The sequence below is a fragment of the Streptomyces sp. NPDC087440 genome (genome assembly GCF_044744005.1).
GTDB lineage: Bacteria > Actinomycetota > Actinomycetes > Streptomycetales > Streptomycetaceae > Streptomyces.
On record NZ_JBIUXN010000019.1, the window covers coordinates 53509 to 73509 of the forward strand.

Here is a 20001-nt window from a genome sequence, read left to right on the forward strand (position 1 = left end):
GCGGTCATTCCCCGGGGGAGGGTGCGGGCGGCTCGCAGACCGGACAGGGCGTCAGGTCCGGTATGCCGTCGGCGGGTTCGCTCTCCGGCTTGCCGAGGACCAGCGGGCAGTCCGGGCGGTGCGCCAGCGTGCCGCCGGGCAGGTGCACGAGCGGCCCGTCCGAGAAGGGGCCCGCGGGCCCGAGGCCGTCACCGGCGCCGGACGTCGTTTCGCGGGTGTCACCGTCGTACGGGGAAGGGAGGGGCTCACCCCGGGTCCGTATCGCGAGGGAACGGACGTGGGCGGCCAGCAGTACCGCCCCCGCGACGATCAGTGCCGCCCCCGGGAGCGTGCAGGACGCGAGGTAGGGCACCTGGCGGGCGGTGAACCGCTCGCCGGACACTCCGTACCAGCCCGCCACGCACAGCACCGCGCCGCAGCACACGGCGGCCAGTGCCGCCCAGACGTAGGGTGCCCCGCGCATCGCGCCCCCCTGTCCAACCCCTGTCCAACACGGACGATTCCTTGCACTATGCCCTGTGTGGGACCGAGCCAGAAGGTGGTGGGCGTGATGCGCGTCAGAGGGAAGTCCCGTTCCGTCGCGTGGGCGGCGGCAGCCGTGCTGGCGCTGACCGCCTCCGCCACCGCCTGCGGCGACGCCGAGGACCCGGCGCAGCCCCCGCCGAGCACGGCATCGACCCCGCCGCCCTTCGGCATCGACCCGCAGCCCTCGGACTCCGCGTCCGCGAGCGGGCCCGCCGACAGCGCGAGCGCCGAGCGGCAGATCCGGTCGAACTGGCAGTCGTTCTTCGACCCGAACCTGACACTCGACGAGAAGGCGGTGCTCCTGGAGAACGGCCAGACCATGAAGCCGGTGCTGAAGGCCTTCAACGGCGACAAGCGCGGCGGCCAGACCTCCGCAGTCGTCAAGAAGGTACGGCTCAACTCGGCGACCCTGGCGACGGTGACGTACGACCTCCAGCTCGACGGCGTCCCGGTGCTGCCGAACGCCACGGGCACCTCGGTCCTCCAGGACCAGAAGTGGAAGGTCTCCGTGAAGTCCCTGTGCGCCCTGGTGAAGCTGAGCGGCAATGCAGCGGCCCCGGGCTGCTGAACCCCCCTCCGGCCGACTGCTGCGAACGGCCCTGACGGCCCTCCTGGTGCTCTGCGCGGCCGCCTGCGGCAGCCGCCTGCCCGAGAGCGCCTTCGAGCCGCCCACGGCCGCACCGCGGCAGGCGGAGCCGCTGCGCGTCGGCATCCTGGTCAGCGCCACCAGCCCGATCGGCGGCGAGGCCTTCACCGGGCCCGGCGACGGCGCACGCGCCTTCTTCGACGTGCTCAACGCACGCGGCGGCATCGGCGGCCGCCGCGTGCAGGTGGAGACCTGCGACGACGGCGGCAGCGGCATCGGCAACACCGGGTGCGTGCACGAACTCGTCGACGAGAAGAAGGTGTTCGTGCTTGTCGCCACGACGGCGCTCGACTACGCGGGCGCCTCCCTGGTCTCCGCCGCCGGTGTCCCCGACATCGGCGGCCAGCCGATCGGCACCGCGTACGAGACCTACCCCCACCTGTACGGCATCTACGGCAGCAACGCGCCCCGGCAGGGCCAGAAACCCGGCTGGAACGGCACCCTCTACGGCGGCACCGAGACCTACCGCTACTTCCGGCGCGAGCAGGGCGCGCGCACCGCCGCCGTCGTGTCGTACAACCAGGCGTCCTCCGCCGCGTACGCCCGTCTCACCGCCCAGGGGCTGCGCAAGGAGGGCTACACCGTCGTCGAGGAACAGGTCGACTTCGCGCTGCCCAACTGGCGTGCGGTGGCCGCCGACCTCAAGGACCGGGGCGCCGACCTCGTCCTGGACGCCCTCGACACCCACGGCAACGCCCAGCTGTGCAAGGCCATGGACGCCGTCGGCGCGGACGTCACCGCCAAGGTCACCAACGTGCAGAACTGGTCCTCCACCGTCCCCGCCGACTACCGGGACTCCCCGCGCTGCCGCAACGCCCTGTGGGTGACCGGCGCCAGCCGCAACTACGACGACCGTGACGACCCGCAGGTGCGCGAGTTCCGCACCGCCGTGCAGAACAGCCTCAAGCGGAGCGGGCGCGACCCGGGCGCCCTGTCGCAGTGGCAGCTGGAGGGGTGGGCCGCCGCCATGTGGTTCACCGACGCCGCCGCCTCCTGCCCGCCGGACGCCCTCACGCGTGCGTGCGTGGAGCGCTACCTCAACCGGGCCGAGCCGTACACGGCGCGCGGGCTGCTGCTGCCCGTCAGTTACGCCCCCCTGGCCTCCCCGCCCGCCGAGCGGCGCACCTGTGTGTCGGTGGCGCGCTGGCGCGACGGCACCGGCTGGGTGACCCAGGGCGACATGCGCCGCACCTGCTTCACGGTGCCCCAACTGCCGTACAAGCCCTGAGGGTTCCTGATGTGTACCAAAGCGTTCCACCCCGCCCGCGGCGGCGGCCGGGCCAGTAAAGTCCCCTGCGGAAGGCACGACGGCGGCCCTCGCGAGCGGACCGCCGCATACCAGGGGGACGCGCCGCCGTATGCACATCTCATTCCTGCTCCACAACGCGTACGCCGTCGGGGGCACCATCCGCACCACGTTCAACCTGGCCCGCGCCCTGGCCGAGCAGCACGACGTGGAGATCACCTCCGTCTTCCGGCACTGCGACGAACCTTCCATGGGCGCCCCCGCCGGAGTGCGCCTGGAGCACCTGGTCGATCTGCGCAAGAAGAGCCCGCAGTACGACGGCGACGACCCCGACCACCGGCGCCCGGCGCGGATCTTCCCGATGGGCGACGGCCGCCACCACCAGTACAGCCGCCTCACCGACCGGCGGATCGGCGAGTACCTGCGGGAGTTGAAGACCGACGTCGTCGTCGGCACCCGGCCGGGGCTCAACGTGCACCTGTCCCGGCAGGCCCGCCCCGACACCGTGCGGGTCGCCCAGGAACACCTCACCCTGGACAGCCACCGGTACCGGCTGCGGCGCGAACTGCGCTACCGGTACGCCACGCTGGACGCCGTCACCACCGTCACGCAGGCCGACGCCCGCTCCTACCGGGAACGGCTGAAGCTGCCCGGAGTGCGCATCGAGGCGCTGGGCAACAGCGTCCCGGCCGCCCGGCTGGCACCCTCCGACGGCACCGGCAAGTGGGTCGTCGCCGCCGGACGCATCACACCCGGCAAACGCTACGACCTCCTAGTGCGCGCGTTCGCCCAGGTCGTCGCCGTCCGCCCGGACTGGCGGCTGCGCATCTACGGCGGCGGCGAGGCCGTCGTGCCCCTGCGCGCCCTGGTGCACGAACTGCGCCTGCACAACCATGTGTTCCTGATGGGCATCGCCGACCCCCTGGAGGCGGAGTGGCCCAAGGGCTCCGTCGCCGCCGTCACCTCCGACCTCGAAGCGTTCGGCATGACGATCGTCGAGGCGATGCGCTCGGGGCTGCCCGTCGTCTCCACGGACTGCCCGCACGGCCCCCGCGAGATCATCCGCGACGGCGTCGACGGCCGTCTGGTCCCCGTGGGCGACGCGGACGCCGTGGCCCGCGCCCTCCTCGGCCTGATCGAGGACGACGGACTGCGCCGCCGCATGGGCCGCGCCGCCCTCGACGGCGCGGCCCGCTTCGACCCCGACCGGATCGCCGAGGGGCACGCCGCGCTCTACGCCGACCTCGTCGCCCGGGGTCCCAACTCCCGCTCCCGCGGCCCGCTGCGGGACACCGCGCACCGCCTGCCGGGCATGCTGGTCGACGAGGCCTTCGCCCTGCGCCGCACGGTCCTCTCCACGCTCCGGAAAGGGCGTACCGCATGAGCAGCTCCCCCTCCTCCCGGTCCGCCACCGCGCGGCCCACCGGGTCCGCGGCACCGGCCGGTGCCGGCTCGCCGTGCGCCGACTGCACCGCGGACTCCGCGGGCGGCCTCACCTTCGACGTGAGCGCCGCCGCGGCCCCCGACGCCGCCCTGGTGCTGCACCGCACCGGCGGGGCCGCACGCGACGACGTACGGCTTCCGCTCACCCCCGTCTCCGAGGGCCGGCTGCGCGCCGTGCTGCCCAGCACCGTCGACCTCCCCGAGGGCCGCTGGGAGACCCGGGTGCACGGCGGGGGCGCCCCGGCGACGGTGCGGCCGGGCCTGCGGGACCTGCGCGCCCTGGTGGACCGCACGCCCGACCCGCACACCGAGGCCGTCGCCGTACGCATCCCGTACGCCACCTCCGACGGCCGTCTGGCGGTGCGCAGTTGGCGGCGCGCACCTCACGCCGAGGCCGGTGACATCGTTTTCGCGGACGACGGCAGGGAGATCACCTTCATGGGCCGGCTGTACGGTGCGCAGCTCGGCCCGGGCGCGTTCGTCGAGGCACGGCTGCGCGGCGAGGAGGGCGTGCACCGCGAGCCCGTGTCGGGCCAGGGGCACGACTTCGCCTGCACGCTGCCCTGCGCGCCGCTGGCCGAGGGGCGCGACGGGGCCGCCTCCCGGGTGTGGGACCTGTGGCTGGTGGCGGCGGAGGGCACCGCGCCGATACGCGTCGCGCGGCTGCTGGACGACATCGCCGAGAAGCAGCGCGTGTTCACCTACCCGGCGCTGCCCGTCGGCGACGACCCCAAGACCGTCGCGTTCCCGTACTACACGCTCGACAACGACCTCGCGGTCAAGGTCAGCACGCCCTGACCCCCGCCCCGGCGCCGCCCCGGCCCGCCCAGGAGTCGCGGACCGTACCTGTCCGCGACTCCTGGCAGACTCCACCGCATGTTGGAGACCTCGGCCCGGCTGCTGCGTCTGCTCTCGCTGCTCCAGGCCCACCGCGAATGGACCGGACCCGACCTGGCCGACCGGCTCGGCGTCACCCCGCGCACCGTGCGGCGCGACGTCGACCGGCTGCGTGAGCTGGGCTACCCCGTCAACGCCAGCCCCGGCACCGGCGGCGGCTACCAGCTGGGCGTGGGCGCCCAGTTGCCGCCGCTGCTGCTCGACGACGACGAGGCGGTCGCCGTCGCGGTCGGCCTGCGCACGTCCGCCGGGCAGGGCGTCGAGGGCATCGGCGAGAGCTCGGTGCGTGCCCTGACCAAGCTGGAGCAGGTCCTCCCGGACCGGCTGCGCCGCCGGGTGGGCGCGCTCAACGCGTTCACCGTGCCGCTGCTGCGCGGCAGCGGCGGCGCCGCCGTCGACCCCGGCGTCCTCACCGAACTCGCCACCGCCTGCCGGGACTCCGAGCGCCTGCGCTTCGAGTACCGCGACCACTCCGGCACCGCCACCCGCCGCGTGGCCGAGCCGCACCGCCTGGTGTGCACCGAGCGCCGCTGGTACCTCGTGGCCTGGGACGTGGACCGCGCCGACTGGCGTACGTTCCGGGCCGACCGGATCACCCCCAGGCCGCCGCACGGACCCCGCTTCGAGCCCCGCGAGGCCCCGGCCGAGGACCTCGCCGCGTACGTCTCGAAGGGGATCTCCACGAGGGCGTACACGGCGACCGCCGTCGTGCGCCTGCTGGTGCCCATCGAGACGGCACGGGAGGTCGTCGGGCCGGACGACGGCGTGCTGGAGAGCGACGGTCCGGACAGCTGCCTGCTGCGCACCGGGGCGCAGTCCATGGACGTCCTGGTGATCCATGTGCTGTTGCTGGGGCTGGAGTTCCAGGTGGTGGAGCCGGTGGAGCTGACCGGCCGGATCACTGCGGCCCGTGATCTCCTCGCAAACGCTCTGGGTCGAGGGGAGCGGGCTCCGTCTGCGACTGCTGCTGGAGTTCCGCGATCTCCGGATGGTGCAGGTCGAACGCCGGGGACTCCGAGCGGATCTTCGGCAGGGTGACGAAGTTGTGCCGGGGCGGCGGGCAGGACGTCGCCCACTCCAGGGAGCGCCCGAACCCCCAGGGGTCGTCCCGGTCCACCTTCACCCCGTACTTGGCGGTCTTCCAGACGTTGTAGAAGAACGGCAGCGTGGACAGGCCCAGCAGGAAGGCCCCCATGGACGAGATGGTGTTCAGCACGGTGAAGCCGTCGGCGGCTAGGTAGTCGGCGACCCGGCGCGGCATCCCCTCCACGCCCAGCCAGTGCTGCACCAGGAACGTGGCGTGGAAGCCCACGAACAGCGTCCAGAAGTGGATCTTCCCGAGCCGTTCGTCGAGCATCTTGCCGGTGAACTTCGGCCACCAGAAGTAGAAGCCCGCGAACGTCGCGAACACCACCGTCCCGAACACCACATAGTGGAAGTGCGCCACCACGAAGTACGAGTCGGAGACGTGGAAGTCCAGCGGCGGCGACGCGAGGAGCACTCCGGTGAGCCCGCCGAACAGGAAGCTCACCAGGAAGCCGACCGACCACAGCATCGGTGTCTCGAAGGACAGCGAGCCCTTGAGCATCGTGCCCGTCCAGTTGAAGAACTTCACCCCGGTCGGCACGGCGATCAGGAACGACATGAACGAGAAGAACGGCAGCAGCACCGCGCCGGTGACGAACATGTGGTGCGCCCACACCACCAGCGACAGACCGGTGATGGCCATCGTCGCGCCGATCAGCATCACGTAACCGAAGATCGGCTTCCGGGAGAAGACCGGGATGATCTCCGTGATGATGCCGAAGAACGGCAACGCGATGATGTAGACCTCGGGATGACCGAAGAACCAGAAGAGGTGCTGCCACAGCAGCGCACCTCCCCACTCGGCCTCGAAGACCATCGACCCGAACCGCCGGTCCGCCTCCAGCACCAGCAGCGCCGCCGCGAGCACCGGGAACGCGACCAGCACCAGGATCGACGTGAACAGCACGTTCCACGTGAAGATGGGCATCCGGAACATCGTCATGCCGGGTGCGCGCATCCCGATGATGGTGGTGAGGAAGTTCACCGCGCCGAGGATCGTGCCGAAGCCCGCCAGCGCCAGCCCCATGATCCACAGGTCGGCGCCGATGCCGGGGGAGCGGGTCAGGCTGTTGAGCGGCGCGTAGGCGAACCAGCCGAAGTTCGCCGGGCCGCCGGGCACGATCAGCGAGCCCAGCACGATCAGCCCGCCGAACAGGAACAGCCAGTACGAGAACATGTTCAGCCTCGGGAACGCCACATCGGGCGAGCCGATCTGCAACGGCATGATCTCGTTGGCGAACCCCGCGAAGGTCGGCGTCGCGAACAGCAGCAGCATGATCGTGCCGTGCATCGTGAACGCCTGGTTGAACTCGTTGTTGGTCATCAGCTGAAGTCCGGGCCTGGCCAGCTCGGCCCGCATCATCAGCGCCATCAGCCCGGCGACCAGGAAGAACCCGAACGACGTGATCAGGTAGAGGTGCCCGATCTTCTTGTGGTCGGTGGTGGTCAGCCAGTCCACGACCACCCGCCCCGGCCGCCGGTCTGGTGCAGGTGGAGCGGCAGGTGCCTCCACGGTCTCCGTACCCATCGTGCCCCCTCGCGTCCGTGGACCGGGCCCCAACCCGACACATGATGCGCGCGCGGGCCCCCGCTCCGACAGGGGGCGTACGCGATCGGATCACCGGAGAGGGCGGCGAGTTGATGCGGAATCAAGAATTCCGCAGGAAGTGGGGTGCCGCGTTTATCCCCGGCCTACTCCGCGGAATAGCCCTGGCCTGTGGTTCGATTCCCTTCGGGCGGAAATCGAAGAAGGCGTCGAACGTGCCCATTCCCCGGTGAATGCACGGTATTCGCACACAAGTAATGTGCCCCATCGAGTGAAAGCACCACGGGCAAACTTTTGTCGTGATCTTGTGACACAAGCGTGACCGGGAGGGTATCGGGCCCTACGGTGGCCCCCATGGCACCTGTACCGACACCTCCCGCCCAGCCCGACGACAACACCGACACCTATGTGGGCCTCGCCCCCGAGGACGCCGAGCGCGCTGCGAGGGAACGCGGCTGGAGCACCGTCAGGACGCTTCCGCCGGGCTCCATCATCACCATGGAGTACGTCCAGGGGCGGCTCAACTTCGAGGCCAAGGACGGCCGGGTGACCCGCTGCTGGGTCGGCTGAGCCCCCTTCCGCCCGCCGCATTCCGGCGCACGGCGAAGACGGCGAAGGCCCCGTACCGCGCGCTGCGGTACGGGGCCTTCCCTGTGCGTACGAAGAGGAGTCGGGCGAAGAGGGGTCGGGCGGCGGCGCCCTCAGCGCGCCGGGTGCGGGGCGTGCGCCCCGTTGCCGCCGCGCGCCTGCGGGGGCCGCCGGCTGCCCGCCGGAGTGACCGGCGCGCGCTCCGAGCGGACCGCGTGCGGCCGGGGCGCGAGGTGCGCCGCCGGGGCGGGCAGATGCTGGGCGGGGCGGGTGCTCGCGTACCGCCCGCCGCCCGAACCCACCGGCTCGCGGGCCGGAGAGGCGTCGGAACCGGGCCGTATCGAGGGAACGACCACCGGGGCGACCGGCTCCACCGCGCCGGGCGCGGCCGGGGCGAACGGCCTGCGGGAGCGCCAGCGGTCGCGGAGTTCGAAGATGTACGCCTCGGCGCGGCCGATGGTCGGCTCCACCCAGGGCAGCGCCAGCAGGATCAGCAGGCCCGCGGCCCAGCCGAGGAGCACGTCGCTCAGCCAGTGCGTGCCCAGATACACCGTGGTCGCCCCGACACTCAGGGCGACCGTCGCCGAGATCACCGAAAGCCAGCGCCTGGCCCGTGGGGTGGTCGCCAGATACGCCAGGATGCCCCAGGTCACGACCGCGTTCGCGGTGTGCCCCGAGGGAAATATGTCGCCGCCCAGGAACAGCTCGGCGGAGCCGATCTCGGTCGCGTAGTGCGGGCCCAGACGGCCGAGGCCGACCTTCACCGCGCCGACCGTGATGTTCAGCAGCAGCAGGGACGCGGCCATCACCAGCAGCGGGCGCAGTGTGTGCTGCCGCCAGGAGCGCCAGCCCAGCCAGGCCGCGATCATCACGGCGGTGGGACCGCGCTGGCCGAGCACCACGAAGTAGTCGAGGAACTCGTGCACCTCGGGCCACTGCTCGTACGGCCGGAAGAGCATGACCTTCCAGTCGAGCAGCACGAGCCAGGAGGAGGCCAGGACCAGCCAGACGATGGCGATGTAGAACGCCACCGTCGACCCCAGGAGAACCTTGCGGGTCCGGCTCATGCCGGGCACCACAATCTCCGGGGGCTCCGGTTCCCGGTCCAGCCGGGCAAAGATTCTGTCGATACGCACCCAATCGACATTACAGCGGGTGAGTGTGGGGCCCGCCCGGTCCTGTCTCTTTGTGATGACCATGTGATGTGGGGTGTGTCTCACGACGGGGTTTATTCCCGGCGGTTCGGGAAAGACCCGGGACCTTGTGCCCTATTTCCCCGGGCCCGTTCCTGGGAGTCTCCGAGAATCCGGTGAATTCCTCCGGGTGATCATTCCGGCGGGAAATCCGCTCCCGGTGCGGGATCGGCATGCGTACGGAGGCGCTCCGGCGGGAACCAGCCACAGGACACCGAGCGTGTCCCTGCGTGGCGTGTCCGCGTGGCGCACGCCACACCGGCTGGGACGTTTCCGTGAGAGATGGGCCACGCGCCCCGGGGGTGAACTCGCGTACGCTGACGGCTCACTCGCCCGTCGATGCCGGGCCCACCAGGACGTATCACTTCAGATAGGTCCCCGGCGGCCCACCGAGCGCGAGGGATTCACTGGGAGGTTACGTACATGGCAAGGGCAACCACGGCCGGCAAAGAGCTGACTGCGGGAGGTCCTTGGCGACGGCTCCTTTCCGGTGACGGGGCCAATCGCTGGGTCGTGCTCGTCGTCCTCCTGCTGAGCCTCATCCTGGTCGCCCTCGACTCGACGATCCTGCACATCGCGGTCCCCTCGGTCACCGAGGACCTGCGTCCCGGCTCGGTCCAGCTCCTGTGGATCGTCGACTCCTATCCGCTCGTCTGCGCCTCGCTGCTGATCCTCTTCGGCACGCTGGGCGACCGCGTCGGACGACGGCGCGTCCTGATGATCGGCTACGCGCTGTTCACCGTCGCCTCCGCCATGGCGGCCCTCGCCAAGACCCCGGAGCTGCTCATCACGGCCCGCGTCCTGCTGGGCGTCGGCGGCGCGATGATCATGCCCGCGACGCTCTCCATCGTCCGCGCGGTCTTCCCCGACCGGCGCGAGCGCTCCATGGCGATCGGCATCTGGTCCGCGGTCACCGGCATCGGCGCCGCCGCCGGGCCCGTCCTCGGCGGCTTCCTGGTCGAGAACTACTGGTGGGGATCGGTCTTCCTGATCAACATCCCGCTGATGCTCGTGATCATCCCGCTCGGCCGTCTGCTGCTGCCCGAGTCCAAGGGCAGCGGCGAGGGCCCGTGGGACGTGGTCGGCGCGCTGATGGCCTCGGCCGGAGTGCTCGGCGTGATCTACGGGGTCAAGCGGGCGGGCAGCGGCGAGCCGACGCTCGACGTCCTCACGCTCGGCCCGCTGGTGGCCGGAGCGGTCCTGCTGGTGCTCTTCGTGCGCCGCCAGCGGCGCCGGACGCACCCGCTCATCGACATGAAGCTCTTCTCCCGGGCGCCCTTCACCACCTCGGTGGGCTGCATCGTGCTGGGCATGCTGGCACTGGTCGGCCTGGAGCTGATCGCGGTTCAGTACCTCCAGCTGGTGCTGCACCTCAGCCCGCTGGAGACCGGCATGCGGCTGCTGCCGCTGACCTTCGCCGCGATGGTGGCGGGCGGTCTCGGCTCCTACGTCCTCCAGCGGGTCGGCCCCCGGGCGATGGTCGCCTTCGGCTTCACGCTCACCGCGGCCGCGGTCTCGCTGCTGACGATGATGGGCCAGGAGGACCGGCCCTGGCTGCTCGCGGGCGGGTTCATCCTGCTCGGCTTCGGCCTCCAGGCCACGCTGTTCGGATCGTACGAGTCGATGCTCAGCGAGGCTCCGGTCGACGCGGCGGGCGGTGCCGCGGCCATCGGCGAGACCGCCTACCAGCTCGGCGCGGGCATGGGCATCGCCCTGCTCGGCAGTGTGATGAACGCGGCGTACGCCCCCGGCCTCAAGCACGTCGAGGGCGTCGCGGCGGGCGCCTCGAAGCACGCGTCGAACTCGCTCGGCGAGGCCTACGAGGTGGCCAAGGAGCTCGGCGGCGCCGCGGGCAAGGCCCTGTACGACGCGGCCCGCACCGCCTTCGTCCACGGCCTCCACGTCACCCTGCTGACCAGCGCGGGCCTGCTGCTCGTCGGCGCGGTCGCCGCACTGAAGCTGCCGCGCGGCATGGACCAGGCGGAGAAGGGCCAGGAGGCGGACGCCGACGACGCGGCCGAGGCTCCCGCCGGGCAGGTCACCCACTCGCTCAAGAAGCCCGAGACGCGCACGCTGCCCGCGACCCGCGAGCCCGCCGAGGTCACGGTGGGCCGGGACTGACCCGGAGCCGGGGCCACCCGTGCGGGTGGCGGCTCTGGACGGGGCGGGCCCGGGAGCCGTACCGTCTCCCGGGAGCTTTAACTAACACTGCTAGTTAAGAGAGCCGTCGGAGGGCCCCCGATGTCCGCACATCCCGCGAAGCTTCCGCCGTTCGACCCCGCCGACCCGCTCGGCATCGACGACCTGCTCGGCCCCGAGGACCTCGCGATCCGCGACACCGTCCGCAGCTGGGCCGCCGACCGGGTCCTACCGCACATCGCCGACTGGTACGAGCGCGGCGAACTGCCCGGCATCCGCGACCTCGCCCGCGAACTCGGCTCGATCGGCGCGCTCGGCATGTCCCTGACCGGCTACGGCTGCGCGGGCGCCACCGCCGTCCAGTACGGCCTGGCCTGCCTGGAGCTGGAGGCCGCCGACTCCGGCATCCGCTCCCTGGTCTCCGTGCAGGGCTCGCTGGCCATGTACGCGATCTGGCGCTTCGGCTCCGAGGAGCAGAAGCAGCGGTGGCTCCCCTCCATGGCCTCCGGCGAGACCATCGGCTGCTTCGGACTCACCGAGCCCGACCACGGCTCCGACCCGGCGGGCATGCGCACGTATGCGAAGAAGGACGGCACCGACTGGGTGCTGACGGGCCGCAAGATGTGGATCACCAACGGCTCGGTCGCCGGAGTCGCCGTCGTCTGGGCGCAGACCGACGAGGGCATCCGCGGCTTCGTGGTCCCCACCGACGCCCCCGGCTTCTCGGCGCCCGAGATCCACCACAAGTGGTCGCTGCGGGCCTCCGTCACCAGCGAACTGGTCATGGACGAGGTCCGGCTGCCCGCCGACGCGGTCCTCCCCGACGTCACCGGTCTCAAGGGCCCGCTGAGCTGCCTGAGCCACGCGCGGTACGGCATCGTCTGGGGCTCCATGGGAGCGGCGCGCGCCAGCTTCGAGGCGGCGGTCGCGTACGCGAAGACCCGCGAGCAGTTCGGCAGGCCCATCGGCGGCTTCCAGCTCACCCAGGCCAAGCTCGCCGACATGGCGGTCGAACTCCACAAGGGGATCCTGCTCGCCCACCACCTGGGCCTGCGCATGGACGCCGGGAAACTGCGCCCGGAGCAGGTCAGCTTCGGCAAGCTCAACAACGTACGGGAGGCGATCGAGATCTGCCGGACCAGCCGGACGATCCTCGGCGCCAACGGGATCTCCCTCGAATACCCCGTGATGCGGCACGCCACCAACCTGGAATCGGTGCTCACCTACGAGGGCACCGTGGAGATGCACCAGCTGGTGCTGGGCAAGGCGCTCACCGGGCTCGACGCGTTCCGGTAGGCCGGACCGGGGTGCCGGTGAGTGCCTTGGCTCAGCTCTGGTTGAAGAAGCCGCCGGTCTGACGGCCGGCGGCCTCGCCGCTCACGATGGACGTGTCGGCGGGGGTCAGCAGGAAGACCCGGGTGGCCACGCGCTCGATGGAGCCGCGCAGGCCGAAGGTCAGGCCCGCCGCGAAGTCCACGACGCGCTTGGCGTCGCCGGGCTCCATGGCGGTCAGGTTCACGATCACCGGGATGCCGTCCCGGAACAGCTCGCCGATGCCCCGGGCGTCACGGAAGCCGTCCGGGGAGACGGTCGCGATGCGGCGGCCGGTGTCCTCGGCCTTCTCGGAGACGACGCGGACCCGCGGGTCCGTGACCCAGGGCTCGGGTGTCTCGTTGTTCCCCTCGGCGTACTCGTCGTCGTAGTAGCGGTCGTCGTCGCTGTCCTCGACGAGTCCGAGCCAGGCACTCGCCTTGCGCACCGATCCCATGAACGCCTCCTTTCACCGCGGTCTGCTTGTGTTCCGCTCCCCCTATGGTCGTCCATCATGCGGATTGCGCGCCAAGTGGATAGGCGGCGCGCAGGGTTTTCGTGACGGTACTGGTGCAGAAGTTGTGGTGATTTACCGGGGTTCCGTCGTTGCGGGGGCCGCCGGGAGAGTGTAAATCCCACCATCGGGCCAGATGGGTGAGCGGGGGGACGGTCGGGTGAACATACGCCGTCGGTACGATCCCTGACGGACAGTTCAGTAGGTGTTCGGCGGCCCGACGGCGGCGGCCGGACGGCACAACGGGGGCGCGGGATGTTCGGCATCGTCAGGCCATGCACGCATCGGCTCAGCGAGGGGCTCAAGACGGAGTGGATGGCGCATCTGTGCGGCCTGTGTCTGGCGCTGCGCAGTGACCACGGCCAGTTCTCACGGATCGTCACCAACTACGACGGCCTGATCGTCTCGGTTCTGACGGAGGCTCAGTCGATACGTTCCACGGGCTGGCGGCGCACCGCCGGGCCCTGTCCGCTGCGGGCGATGCGCACCGCTCCGGTCGCGCAGGGCGAGGGTGCGCGGCTCGCCGCCGCCGTGTCGCTGGTGCTGGCGTCGGCGAAGGTACGGGACCACGTGGCCGACCGGGACGGGCTGTTGGGCCGCCGCCCGGTCGCGCTGGCCGCCCGCCGGGTGGCCCGGGGCTGGGACCGGGCGGGCGCGCGGATCGGCGGCTCGCTCGGCTTCGACACGGCGGTCCTGGTCGACGCCGTCGACCGGCAGACCGGCATCGAGGCCGTCGCCGGGATCGGCACCCCGCTGCTCTTCGTCACCGAGCCCACCGAGACCGCGACCGCCGCCGCCTTCGCGCACACGGCGGTGCTCGCCGGACGCCCGTCGAACGCGGCGCCGCTCGCCGAGGCCGGACGGCTCTTCGGTCGGCTCGCGCACCTGCTGGACGCCGTGGAGGACAAGGCGGCTGACGACGCGTCGGGTGCCTGGAACCCGCTCACCGCCACCGGCACCTCGCTCGCCGAGGCGCGACGGCTGTGCGACGACGCGGTGCACGGTGTACGGCTCGCGCTGCGCGAGGCCGAGTTCGTCGACGGCAAACTGGTGCACGTCCTGCTGGCGCACGAACTCCAGCAGGCGGTGCACCGGGCGTTCGGCACGAACGCGTGCGGGCACGCCGGACACGCCGGGCCGGATGCCGGACACGGGCCCGCGCTGCTCGACGCGCACGGCAATCCGTACGCCCCGCCGGGCGGCCCCTACGCGCCGACCCCGCCGGGGGAGCCCGGCGGGCCGACCCCGCCGCCGCCCCCGCCCCGCAACCCGCGCGGGCTGCTGGCCGGATGCATGGTGGCGATCGGGCTGTTCTGCACCTGCCAGGTGTGCTGTGCGAACGAGTACGAAGGACCGTGGTCGCGGCAGAAGCGCGACGGCTGGTGCGACGACTGCGACTGCGACTGCGGGAGCTGCTGCGACGGTTGCGACTGCTGTGGGAACTGCTGCGACTGCGGGGGCTGCGACTGCAGCTGCTGACGCCGGAGTACGAGGGGGGCGTGCAGCAGTGGTGCGGGTACGGATGCGTGTGCGCCCGGGCGCGGCGACGGCCGGTGGGCAGCGGACAGTGGCGGGTGGAGTCGGACGCTCAACAGGACGCGGACCACACGCGACCGAAGTCGATGTGGGAGCGCGTGACCAGCCACTGCTGCGGATGCATGGGTGTCATGGAACAGGTGTTTCCGTGAGGCGTCAACCGAGGTGAGACGGGCTGCCCACAGTGTGGACATGCTTGACAGGTCACGGATCGGCAGTCGTACTCTCGCCCCAGGACCGTGCCCGAGGTGCGGTCCAGGACCGTGCTGAGGGGCTCGGGCCGCCGTGTGTGCCCGCTCGCGTGCCGTAGTTGTGCCCGGTGGGGTGTGGACTCCCTTGTCCGGACCCTGCGTTCACGGAGCCCCGCATGCCTGCCTCAGCCCTTCTGTCCTCCCCGGATTCCCTTCCGCGCACCGCCGTGCCGAGCCTCGTGCTCATCGGCGCGGGACCGCGCGGCACCGGACTGCTCGAACGCATCGCCGCCAACGCGCCGTCGTTGTGGGGGAGTTCGGGACTGGACGTGCATCTCGTCGACCCGTACCCGCCCGGCGGCGGGCGGATCTGGAGGCGCGACCAGTCGCCGCTGCTGTGGATGAACTCCCGTGCGCAGGACACCACCCTCTTCACCGACGACAGCGTCCGCATGGCCGGACCGGTCCGGCCGGGGCCGACCCTCGACGAGTGGATCGCGCTGGTGCGGGAGGGCGCGCTGCCGGGGGCGGCCGATCCCGACGTGCGCGCGGAGGCGGCGGAGCTGGGGCCGCGCGACTTCGTCGGACGCCGGGTGCAGAGCGCCTACCTGGCCTGGGCGTACGCCCAGGCGGTCGCCGCGCTGCCCGAAGGGATACGGGTCCACGAGCACCGCACCCGGGCGCTGCGGGTCACCGGGCCGCGCGACGGGCGCCAGCGCGTCTGGCTGGAGGGCCGCGAGGCACCCCTGCACGCGGACGCGGTGGTCTTCGCGCTCGGCCACCTGGAGTCCGAAGAGGACGCGGTGCGCGACGCTCTGGCCGACTTCGCGCGGCGGCGCGGGCTGACGCACGTGCCGCCCGCCTTCACCGCCGACGCCGACCTCTCCGGGCTGCGGGCCGGGGAGCCCGTGCTCGTACGGGGCTTCGGGCTGGCGTTCGTGGACCTCATGGTGCTGCTCACCGAGGGGCGCGGCGGGCGCTACGAGGTCGATGGGGCGGGGGAGTTGAGGTACCTGCCGTCCGGGCGGGAGCCGGTGCTGCACGTGGGGTCGCGGCGGGGCGTTCCGTACCGCTCCAAGATCGGGTACGCCTGGCCGGGGGGCGAACAGCCCCCGCTGCCGCGCTTCTTCGGGCCCGAGCAGGTGGCCGAACTGCGGGCGCGCCCTGAGGGGATCGACTTCCGGCGGGACGTCTGGCCGCTGATCAGGAAGGAGCTTGGGCACGCCCACTACCACCGGCTCTTCACCGCCCACCCCGAGCGCACCGCGCTCTCCCGCGCCGACTTCGAGACGCGGTACGCCGTCGTGGCGTCCGGCAGTGCGGAGGAGCAGGCGCTGCTCGCCGTGGCCGTGCCCGATCCGGCGGACCGGCTCGACCTCGACGCGCTGGACCGGCCGCTGGAGGGGCGGCGCTTCGCGTCGTACGACGCGCTCCAGGACGCTCTGCGCTCCCATGTGCGCGACGATCTGACGCGACGTCACGATCCGCTGCACAGTCCCGACTTGGCTGTCTTCGGCGCGCTGCTCTCCATCTACGGACAGGTCGTCGGGCTCGGCGACACCGGGGCGGGCGGCGAGTGGTGGCACGGCATGTTCAGCTACCTGGGCTCGGGCCCGCCCGGACCGAGGCTGCGGCAACTGCTGGCGCTGTCCCGGGCCGGAGTCGTCCGGTTCCTCGGCGCGGACGTGCGGGTGGAGGCCGACGAGGAGCGCGGCGTCTTCCGGGCCGGGAGCGCGAGCGTGCCCGGGCAGTGGGTGGAGGCGCGGGCCCTGGTCGAGGCCAGGGTGCCGGGCGCCACGCGGCCGTCGAGCCCGCTGCTGAGGGGGCTGTACGAGGACGGGGCCGAGGCCGCCGCCGGGAGCGGGCTGCTCCGGGTGGACCCGCAGGACGGGCGGGTCCGGGTACGGGCCGGGGGCGGGGCGGGCGCGGGGACGCACCGGCGGAGGTTCGCCCTAGGCCCGTTCACCACCGACCGCACCGGCGGGGCGTTCAGCCGACCGCGCACGAACGCTCCGGCCTTCCGGCAGAACGACGCGGCGGCGCGCGCACTGCTGCGGCTGCTGGGCGAGGTGCGGGACGCGCGGGGCGGAGCGCGGGCGCGCGGCTCGGAGCCGGTGCCCGTGGGAGCGCCGGCCGGGCCCTTATTCGTACCGGAAACGCACCATCTGGAGGGGGAGTGACCATGGGGTCGGCAGTCAGCAGGCCGCTGCATCTGGGGGCGGAGATCGGTGGCGGGGGAGGCGTGGCCGCACGGGTGCGGCTGGCGGAGAACGGGGCGCTGGACTTCGTGACCCTCGCCGGGGCGCAGCTGCTCGCCCGCGCAGGGGCGGAGCCGCTCGACGGGCTGGTGCGGGGTGCGGCGGACACCTGCCGGGTCGGGCTGGTCCCCACCGTGACCGCCCCGGCCGCCGCACCCGCCCCGACCCGGGAGGCCCTGCGCACGCTCTTCCGGGAGGGCCGCGGACGCGTGGGCCGCGGAGTCGACGCGGCCGCACAGGACGCGGAGGCCGCACTGCTGGAGGGAGAGACGCCCGGGGCGGGCCCGGAGCGGCCCGTGGTCGTCGTGGACGTGACCGCGTGCGGGGCGGACGGGCTCGCCGTGGCCGCGTACGGGGCCGACGTCGTCCTGGTGCGGGCCTACAGCCCCGGCGAGGCCGGGGTCATGCGGGCTGATCTGCGCAGGCGGGCGGCGGCCGCCGGGCGGGACCCCGACGACGTGCGGGTGCTCGCGGCGCTCACGGTGGGCCTCGCGGGGGAGCCCCACCTCGACGGGCCGCCCGCCCTGGACCCGGAGGCCGTACGCATCGGGCAGGACGGGGCCGCCCGCTACACCGGAGGGCCCGTCGGGCTCGCCCAGGTGCTCACCCGGTGGCACGCGGCGGACGTCGTGGACGGGTTCCACGTGACGCCGCTGGAGCCCGACCGGGACCTGGAGCGGCTGGTCAACGGCACCGTCACACTGCTCCAACACCGGTGTCTGCTGCGGCACTTCTACTCCGGGGCCACCCTCCGCGAGCACCTCGGGCTGCCGGACCCCGCCCGCAGACACACCGCAGGGAGCCGGGCGTGAGCGCGCCCGGGCACGACTTCGTACCGTATGGAAAGGTTGCACGCATGAGCAGCAGTGATCGCACGCCGGAGGCTCCGGAGAACCCGCAGGCCGCCGCGCAGGACTGGCAGCGCTGGCACGAGCAGCGCGTCGAGACCGTCTCGTCCCCCTACGGCCCCCTGTCGCTGACGGGCACCCACTGGCTGGCCGACCACCCGGACGGCCGTATCGACGGGGTGCCCGGGCGGTGGAAGGACGCGGGCACGGAGGTCGTGCTGAGCGCCGGGGAGGCCGACGGGATCAGCGTCGACGGGGAGCCCTTCGTGGGCGAGGTCGCGCTCGGCCCCGACCGGGGGCCGATCCCCGCCTCCCGCGTCTTTGTGGGGGAGCGGCGGCTCGTCGTCCTCACCCGGGAGGGCCTGTGGGCGGTGCGCGACTTCGACCCCGCCTCCGCGGCGCGGCGCGCCTTCGCGGGCATCGAGGCCGGGGCGTACGACCCGGCGTGGGTGCTGGCGGGCCGGTTCGTCCCGTACGAGGAGAGCCGGACCGTACAGGTGGAGAACGCCGACGGGCGCGCCCGGGGGCTCGGGCTGGCGGGGCAGGTCTTCTTCACGCACGAGGGGGCCGAGCATGCCCTGCACGTCGCCGTCGAGGAGGACGGGTCGCTGTGGGCCGTCCTCGCCGACGCGGGCAGCGGGAAGAGCAGCTACCGGTTCCGCTTCCTGCGGCCGGCCGCACCGGAGGCCGACGGGAGCGTGACGGTCGACTTCAACCGGACGCTGCTGCCGCCGTGCGCGTTCGCCGACCACTTCATCTGCCCGTTCCCGCCGCCGGGCAACACGCTGCCGTTCACGGTGCCGGTCGGGGAGCTCAACAAGCGCTGACCGTACGGTAGTTGATTCACTCCAGCCCCGGTCGCCCCAGCGGTACCGGGGCTGGAGCACGTCGCACTCCCGTACGCCCGCGCGCGGCCGAAACGCGCCCTTGCGCGCCCCGACAGGCGCCCGAATACTCCCGAGACAGCGCTTGTCAGGGGCATTGCGGGACCTTCCGTGGCCACGGGACCCGCCGAACCGCCCCCGGCTGCGCCTCACGGGCCCCGGGAGATTCCCCACACCGCACCGGGCCCCCGATTCCCCTCGGGAGGAACGACAAGTGAGGAAAGAGCGCACCACCACACCCCGCAGCGGAATGGCGAGACGCTTCCGCTTCCTGGCCGTGGCGGCAGGACTCGCCGCCACCGCCGCCATCGCCGTACCGAACGCACAGGCCCAACCGGCCGCCGAGGCCGCCTCGTTGAGCGCCGCCCAGCTCGTCACCGCCCAGGCGGCCGTCCTGCGCGCCGACGTCGCGGGCACCGCCTGGCACGTCGACACAGCGACGAACACCCTCGTCGTCACCGCCGACAGCACCGTCTCCCGCGCCGAGCTCGCGCGGATCACGGCGGCCCTCGGCGACCAGGCCCGCGCCCTGCGCATCGAGCGCACCCCCGGCAGGTTCTCCAAGCTGCTGTCCGGCGGCGACGCCATCTACGCGCCCTCCTGGCGCTGCTCACTGGGCTTCAACGTCCGCAAGGGCAACACGTACTACGCGCTGACCGCCGGGCACTGCACCGACGGCAACCCGACCTGGTACACCAACTCCGCCCACACGACGCTGATCGGCCCGACCACCGGGTCCAGCTTCCCGGTCAACGACTACGGCATCCTGCGCTACGACAACACCGCCGTCCCGCACCCGGGCACCGTCGGCAACGTCGACATCACCGGCGCGGGCAACGCCACCGTCGGCATGAACGTCACCCGGCGCGGCTCCACCACCGGCATCCACAGCGGCCGGGTCACCGGCCTCAACGCCACGGTCAACTACGGCGGCGGCGACGTCGTCTACGGCATGATCCGCACCAACGTGTGCGCCGAGCCCGGCGACAGCGGCGGCCCGCTGTACTCCGGCACCACGGCGATCGGTCTGACCTCCGGCGGCAGCGGCAACTGCTCGTCGGGCGGCACGACCTTCTTCCAGCCCGTCACCGAGGCGCTCAGCGCGTACGGGGTCACGATCTTCTGACCCACTCCTTGTGAACTGCAGCCA

General features: G+C 72.5%; 16 protein-coding genes and 1 pseudogene. 13 read left to right on the plus strand and 4 right to left on the minus strand.

Annotated features, from left to right (window positions below; translation table 11 throughout):
* Nucleotides 1–4: 4 nt before the first annotated feature.
* Complete coding sequence (locus tag ACIO3O_RS31000) at nucleotides 5–463, minus strand: hypothetical protein (RefSeq protein WP_401751616.1); 459 nt, start codon at nucleotides 461–463, stop codon at nucleotides 5–7.
* A gap of 57 nt (nucleotides 464–520) precedes the next feature.
* On the opposite strand from ACIO3O_RS31000, the gene ACIO3O_RS31005 reads away from it, so the two are divergent.
* From ACIO3O_RS31005 to ACIO3O_RS31025, 5 genes are all read left to right on the plus strand, one after another.
* Nucleotides 521–1093, plus strand: a complete 573-nt coding sequence (locus ACIO3O_RS31005) for a hypothetical protein (protein WP_401751618.1) — start codon at nucleotides 521–523, stop codon at nucleotides 1091–1093.
* Nucleotides 1071–2399, plus strand: coding sequence for an ABC transporter substrate-binding protein (locus ACIO3O_RS31010; protein WP_401751620.1), 1329 nt, complete (start codon nucleotides 1071–1073; stop codon nucleotides 2397–2399). The genes ACIO3O_RS31005 and ACIO3O_RS31010 overlap by 23 nt, the downstream gene beginning before the upstream one ends.
* A gap of 130 nt (nucleotides 2400–2529) precedes the next feature.
* Complete coding sequence (locus ACIO3O_RS31015; RefSeq protein ID WP_401751622.1) at nucleotides 2530–3801, plus strand: glycosyltransferase; 1272 nt, start codon at nucleotides 2530–2532, stop codon at nucleotides 3799–3801.
* A complete protein-coding gene (locus ACIO3O_RS31020; protein WP_401751624.1) occupies nucleotides 3798–4658 on the plus strand; it encodes a hypothetical protein in 861 nt (286 codons plus the stop codon). The genes ACIO3O_RS31015 and ACIO3O_RS31020 overlap by 4 nt, the downstream gene beginning before the upstream one ends.
* A 78-nt stretch (nucleotides 4659–4736) precedes the next feature.
* Nucleotides 4737–5795 (plus strand): helix-turn-helix transcriptional regulator, encoded by a 1059-nt coding sequence (locus tag ACIO3O_RS31025; RefSeq protein ID WP_401751626.1) that lies wholly within the window; start codon nucleotides 4737–4739, stop codon nucleotides 5793–5795.
* Here ACIO3O_RS31025 and ctaD read toward each other — a convergent pair.
* Nucleotides 5698–7371: pseudogene (ctaD, locus tag ACIO3O_RS31030) on the minus strand (cytochrome c oxidase subunit I); the annotation flags it as partial. The gene ACIO3O_RS31025 and the pseudogene ctaD sit on opposite strands and share 98 nt — an antisense overlap.
* Before the next feature lie 372 nt (nucleotides 7372–7743).
* Between ctaD and ACIO3O_RS31035 the strand changes: the two are divergent.
* A complete protein-coding gene (locus ACIO3O_RS31035) occupies nucleotides 7744–7959 on the plus strand; it encodes an I78 family peptidase inhibitor (RefSeq protein ID WP_401751628.1) in 216 nt (71 codons plus the stop codon).
* A 131-nt stretch (nucleotides 7960–8090) separates the two neighbouring features.
* On the opposite strand, the gene ACIO3O_RS31040 is transcribed toward ACIO3O_RS31035, so the two are convergent.
* Nucleotides 8091–9113 carry a phosphatase PAP2 family protein gene (locus ACIO3O_RS31040; protein WP_401751630.1) on the minus strand — a complete coding sequence of 341 codons (1023 nt, stop codon included), beginning with the start codon at nucleotides 9111–9113 and terminating at the stop codon, nucleotides 8091–8093.
* Nucleotides 9114–9593: 480 nt separating this feature from the next.
* Between ACIO3O_RS31040 and ACIO3O_RS31045 the strand changes: the two genes are divergently transcribed.
* A complete protein-coding gene (locus ACIO3O_RS31045) occupies nucleotides 9594–11291 on the plus strand; it encodes an MFS transporter (protein ID WP_401751632.1) in 1698 nt (565 codons plus the stop codon).
* 120 nt (nucleotides 11292–11411) lie between these two features.
* On the plus strand, nucleotides 11412–12605 hold the full coding sequence (locus ACIO3O_RS31050; protein WP_401751634.1) for an acyl-CoA dehydrogenase family protein: 1194 nt from the start codon (nucleotides 11412–11414) through the stop codon (nucleotides 12603–12605).
* Nucleotides 12606–12636: 31 nt separating this feature from the next.
* Here ACIO3O_RS31050 and ACIO3O_RS31055 read toward each other — a convergent pair whose 3' ends face one another.
* Nucleotides 12637–13077, minus strand: a complete 441-nt coding sequence (locus tag ACIO3O_RS31055; RefSeq protein ID WP_401751635.1) for a cell division protein SepF — start codon at nucleotides 13075–13077, stop codon at nucleotides 12637–12639.
* A 312-nt stretch (nucleotides 13078–13389) separates the two neighbouring features.
* Here ACIO3O_RS31055 and ACIO3O_RS31060 point away from each other — a divergent pair, with 312 nt between their 5' ends.
* The 5 genes from ACIO3O_RS31060 (at nucleotide 13390) to ACIO3O_RS31080 (ending at nucleotide 19977) form a co-directional block, all read left to right on the plus strand.
* On the plus strand, nucleotides 13390–14613 hold the full coding sequence (locus ACIO3O_RS31060) for a DUF5685 family protein (RefSeq protein ID WP_401751637.1): 1224 nt from the start codon (nucleotides 13390–13392) through the stop codon (nucleotides 14611–14613).
* Nucleotides 14614–15037: 424 nt separating this feature from the next.
* Entirely contained in the window at nucleotides 15038–17041 is a 2004-nt protein-coding gene (locus tag ACIO3O_RS31065) for an FAD/NAD(P)-binding protein (RefSeq protein ID WP_401751639.1), read from the plus strand.
* A gap of 2 nt (nucleotides 17042–17043) precedes the next feature.
* Complete coding sequence (locus ACIO3O_RS31070) at nucleotides 17044–17931, plus strand: FMNH2-dependent monooxygenase (RefSeq protein WP_401751641.1); 888 nt, start codon at nucleotides 17044–17046, stop codon at nucleotides 17929–17931.
* A gap of 44 nt (nucleotides 17932–17975) precedes the next feature.
* Complete coding sequence (locus ACIO3O_RS31075) at nucleotides 17976–18794, plus strand: DUF1684 domain-containing protein (protein ID WP_401751643.1); 819 nt, start codon at nucleotides 17976–17978, stop codon at nucleotides 18792–18794.
* Between the two features lie 271 nt (nucleotides 18795–19065).
* The gene (locus tag ACIO3O_RS31080; protein ID WP_401751644.1) at nucleotides 19066–19977 is read left to right on the plus strand and encodes a S1 family peptidase; all 912 of its coding nucleotides are present in this window, start codon (nucleotides 19066–19068) and stop codon (nucleotides 19975–19977) included.
* Nucleotides 19978–20001: the final 24 nt, after the last annotated feature.

What these genes read in the sequence shown, in the direction of transcription:
- ACIO3O_RS31000 (WP_401751616.1), bottom strand. Translation starts at nt 463, where the DNA reads ATGCGCGGGGCACCCTACGTCTGGGCGGCACTGGCCGCCGTGTGCTGC.
- ACIO3O_RS31010 (WP_401751620.1), top strand. Translation starts at nt 1,071, where the DNA reads ATGCAGCGGCCCCGGGCTGCTGAACCCCCCTCCGGCCGACTGCTGCGA.
- ACIO3O_RS31015 (WP_401751622.1), top strand. Translation starts at nt 2,530, where the DNA reads ATGCACATCTCATTCCTGCTCCACAACGCGTACGCCGTCGGGGGCACC.
- ACIO3O_RS31020 (WP_401751624.1), top strand. Translation starts at nt 3,798, where the DNA reads ATGAGCAGCTCCCCCTCCTCCCGGTCCGCCACCGCGCGGCCCACCGGG.
- ACIO3O_RS31025 (WP_401751626.1), top strand. Translation starts at nt 4,737, where the DNA reads ATGTTGGAGACCTCGGCCCGGCTGCTGCGTCTGCTCTCGCTGCTCCAG.
- ACIO3O_RS31035 (WP_401751628.1), top strand. Translation starts at nt 7,744, where the DNA reads ATGGCACCTGTACCGACACCTCCCGCCCAGCCCGACGACAACACCGAC.
- ACIO3O_RS31045 (WP_401751632.1), top strand. Translation starts at nt 9,594, where the DNA reads ATGGCAAGGGCAACCACGGCCGGCAAAGAGCTGACTGCGGGAGGTCCT.
- ACIO3O_RS31050 (WP_401751634.1), top strand. Translation starts at nt 11,412, where the DNA reads ATGTCCGCACATCCCGCGAAGCTTCCGCCGTTCGACCCCGCCGACCCG.
- ACIO3O_RS31055 (WP_401751635.1), bottom strand. Translation starts at nt 13,077, where the DNA reads ATGGGATCGGTGCGCAAGGCGAGTGCCTGGCTCGGACTCGTCGAGGAC.
- ACIO3O_RS31060 (WP_401751637.1), top strand. Translation starts at nt 13,390, where the DNA reads ATGTTCGGCATCGTCAGGCCATGCACGCATCGGCTCAGCGAGGGGCTC.
- ACIO3O_RS31065 (WP_401751639.1), top strand. Translation starts at nt 15,038, where the DNA reads ATGCCTGCCTCAGCCCTTCTGTCCTCCCCGGATTCCCTTCCGCGCACC.
- ACIO3O_RS31070 (WP_401751641.1), top strand. Translation starts at nt 17,044, where the DNA reads ATGGGGTCGGCAGTCAGCAGGCCGCTGCATCTGGGGGCGGAGATCGGT.
- ACIO3O_RS31075 (WP_401751643.1), top strand. Translation starts at nt 17,976, where the DNA reads ATGAGCAGCAGTGATCGCACGCCGGAGGCTCCGGAGAACCCGCAGGCC.